This window comes from Caballeronia sp. (assembly GCF_049581465.1).
Taxonomy (GTDB): Bacteria; Pseudomonadota; Gammaproteobacteria; order Burkholderiales; family Burkholderiaceae; genus Caballeronia.
Map to the genome: position 1 here is coordinate 1 of NZ_JBAUSA010001058.1, position 2,949 is coordinate 2,949.

At 59.4% G+C, this 2,949-nt stretch carries 4 protein-coding genes; 1 reads left to right on the plus strand and 3 read right to left on the minus strand.

What is annotated here, in order from left to right; genetic code table 11:
• Nucleotides 1-333: 333 nt before the first annotated feature.
• The 3 genes from WCA53_RS25885 to WCA53_RS25895 form a co-directional block, all read right to left on the minus strand.
• Nucleotides 334-675 (minus strand): hypothetical protein, encoded by a 342-nt coding sequence (locus tag WCA53_RS25885; protein ID WP_423917143.1) that lies wholly within the window; start codon nt 673-675, stop codon nt 334-336.
• Between the two features lie 142 nt (nt 676-817).
• Nucleotides 818-1,786 carry an Hsp33 family molecular chaperone HslO gene (hslO, locus tag WCA53_RS25890; RefSeq protein ID WP_423917155.1) on the minus strand — a complete coding sequence of 323 codons (969 nt, stop codon included), beginning with the start codon at nt 1,784-1,786 and terminating at the stop codon, nt 818-820.
• Between the two features lie 44 nt (nt 1,787-1,830).
• On the minus strand, nt 1,831-2,355 hold the full coding sequence (locus WCA53_RS25895; RefSeq protein WP_423917146.1) for a gamma carbonic anhydrase family protein: 525 nt from the start codon (nt 2,353-2,355) through the stop codon (nt 1,831-1,833).
• Nucleotides 2,356-2,610: 255 nt separating this feature from the next.
• Between WCA53_RS25895 and WCA53_RS25900 the strand changes: the two genes are divergently transcribed.
• Nucleotides 2,611-2,949: DUF455 family protein (locus tag WCA53_RS25900; protein ID WP_423917151.1), on the plus strand; the 339-nt coding region annotated here is incomplete at its 3' end.

A 2,949-nucleotide genomic window follows, 5' to 3' on the forward strand; every position in this document is an offset into this window, starting at 1 on the left:
GAAAAAGCAAGGCTAGTAGGGTGCTGCTCGCGGCGAGTGTGGGGCTAACATTGAGTCCTCCTGCTAGCGTGGTCGGTCTGCTTAAGTCGGATTTTCTTGCTTATTACTGTTAGCCCCTATCCGGGGCGGGACTTCATTTCTTTTCAAACGCGAAAAGAAACGAAGCAAAGAAACGCGTTCAAACCGCGAATACCTAAGTGTCGTCGTTACTCATTTCAGGTTTTTGGCACGAACGTAGCCCGGCCCCAAACATTTAACCCGCAGTCGAAACACCCTCCCCAAGCACACGCGGCGCGCACACGCTTCGCCTCCACTGCACCAACCCCCGCGTTCCTACCACCCGCCATACCCAAACCCCACGCCACTGCCCCAGCCACCGCTCGAGTACCCGCCATATACCGTAACCGGCGCACGGTAATACTGCGAATAAGCCTGCGCAGCGGCCTCGGCGGCCATGCTTTGCTGCTGGTCCGCAAGCACTTGACGGTCAATCTGGTCGTAGCGTTCCTGCTCCTGCGGTGACAGCGGCTGCACAACCTGGTTCTGCGACGACGGCAACCGGCTATAAATCGGCGAGGGCCCCGGCGGATCCATCACGCATCCTGTCAGCGCAACCACAGCCGCGCCGCACGCCAAGACCAACAACTTCGACGACACCAATCGATAAGGTTTCATTTCGACCTCCAGCGGGCCGGATCACTAATGGGATCCGGATCATGACACGTAGGACACCCGCTGTTCACTACTCTGTGACGCCTTATTACAGTCCAACACACTAAGCACCAAACTCACTGCCGCTGTTGCTCAGTGTCGTTGCTCAGTGTCGTTGTTCCGGCGCCGGGCTCACGCCTTGTACAAGCTCACCCGCGATAAAAAGTTGCGTCACGTCCACTGGATCGAATTCGTAGCGCTGGTTGCAGAACTCACAATGCACTTCCACGCTTCCGCGCTCGGCCACCACGCTGTCTACTTCCTCGCGGCCAAGCATTTTCAGCATCCCGCCCACTTTCTCGCGCGAACACGTACATTCGAATCGCGCCTGCGCTGGCTCAAAATGCTGCACGTTCTCTTGCCAGAAAAGTCGCTTGAAAACCGTTTCCGGCTCCTCTTTCAGCAATTCCTCGTTCGACAGCGTACCGCCGAGATGACACACACGCCGCCACGTATCGGCGTCGTGCTCGCCCGGATGCGGAACAATGCCGCCATCGCCAGGAAGCTTTTGCAGCAACATGCCAACCGCGCGTTCGGTATTCGCGGCAAGCCACAGGCGCGTGTCGAGTTGTTCCGAATGATGCATGTAGTGCTCCAGCACCTCCGCCATCGATGCCAGCGGCCCATGCTCACCACTTAACGGCACGATGCCCTGATACGCTTGCTGACCGGGTTGCTTGTCGCGCGGATCGAGCGTGATGACGCAGCGGCCCTGGCCATTGCGGTTGAGCAGGTCGGGCAGCGTCATGTCGTCGGTGATCGGCACGGGCGCTTCAGTCGCGCCTTCAATCGATTCCGCCAGCTTCGCGGTGGCACGCAACGACAAATCCGAGTTGCACTGCACCACCAGCATGGTGACGGGGCCGTCGCCATAGATCTGCATGATGAGCGTGCCGTCGAACTTGAGATTGGCCGACAGTAGAGCGCACGCGGCCATCATCTCGCCAAGCACGTTTTGCACCGGCGTCGGGTAGGAACGGCGCGTGAGCACTTCCCGCCACGTATCGCGTAATGAGACGATTTCACCGCGCACAGGCGCCGCGTTGAACATGAATTTTTGCAACTGGTCGTTCACCACGCTTCTTTCCTTGATCGATGGAGCACTGTGCCAACGGGCAATCAGCCAATCCGCACGAGTTGCTCTTTGTAAAATTCGCGGCGTTCCGCATAGCTTTGCGTGCCCGCGTGCATTCGGGCGATGTCCGTTTCCGTCAATTCGCGCACGGCTTTCGCAGGTGCACCGAGAATCAGGGTGTTGTCGGGAAATATCTTGCCTTCCGTCACGATCGCGCCCGCGCCTACCAGACAGTTGCGGCCGATGACCGCACCATTCAAGATCACCGCCTGAATTCCGACGAGCGCGCCTTCCTTGATCGTGCAGCCGTGGAGCATGGCCTGATGGCCGACCGTCACATTGGCCTCAATCGTCAGGGGAAAGCCCTTGTCCGTATGGAGGACCGCGCCCTCCTGTATGTTGCTGCCGTAGCCGAGAATGATCGGCTCGTTATCGCCGCGCAACGCGGCTCCGAACCAGACGCTCGAATTTTCTTCCAGCGTCACGCTGCCGATGATGGTCGCCGTATCGGCGACAAACACGCTTTCATGGATGGTTGGGGCGGCATCGCCGAGCTTGTAGATTGCCACGTGGTCTCCTTGGTCCTGCGCCGTGTAAGAACGTGCGATGGCGCTGCGATGAAGGCTGCAATGATGGCTGAGGTACAGGCCGGTACAATTAGTTGCCTGAGTACCGGGAGGTCGAACTGAAGGCGGCGCAAAACGCTATTTTAGCCGTTTGAAAAAAGACGGCACGTAACCCCGGATTTAGCACCCTATTCACCGTTTTCCCGCTTGCTCGCGATCTAGGGCAAAACCGCGGTTTCTTACGCCTCATCGTCGACCATGCTCAATCAGCCGTCCGGTTTCGAATCCATGCCCGTGCCCATCCCAATCCGCCAAGCGGCGCTCGCGCTGCTGCGCGAATGCGATCCCGCGACCAAGGCCCGGGCGACCCAGCAGCTCCATGAGCACATGCTGGCGGGAGAAACCTCCATCGACTCCACCATCGAACTGCTCGACCCCCGCGATCTGCCGGGCCGGCCGGCGGCACCTGAACTCGTCGCGCCATCGTCGCTGAAACGCCGCAGCATGCAGTCCGACGCGGGGCGGGCCGTCATGCTGCACGCGCTCGCTCATATCGAATTCAATGCGATCAATCTTGCGCTCGACGCGGTGTGGCGG

Bases quoted from the DNA above. Each gene is read 5' to 3' on its own strand.
- WCA53_RS25885 (WP_423917143.1), bottom strand. From the start codon at position 675: ATGAAACCTTATCGATTGGTGTCGTCGAAGTTGTTGGTCTTGGCGTGC.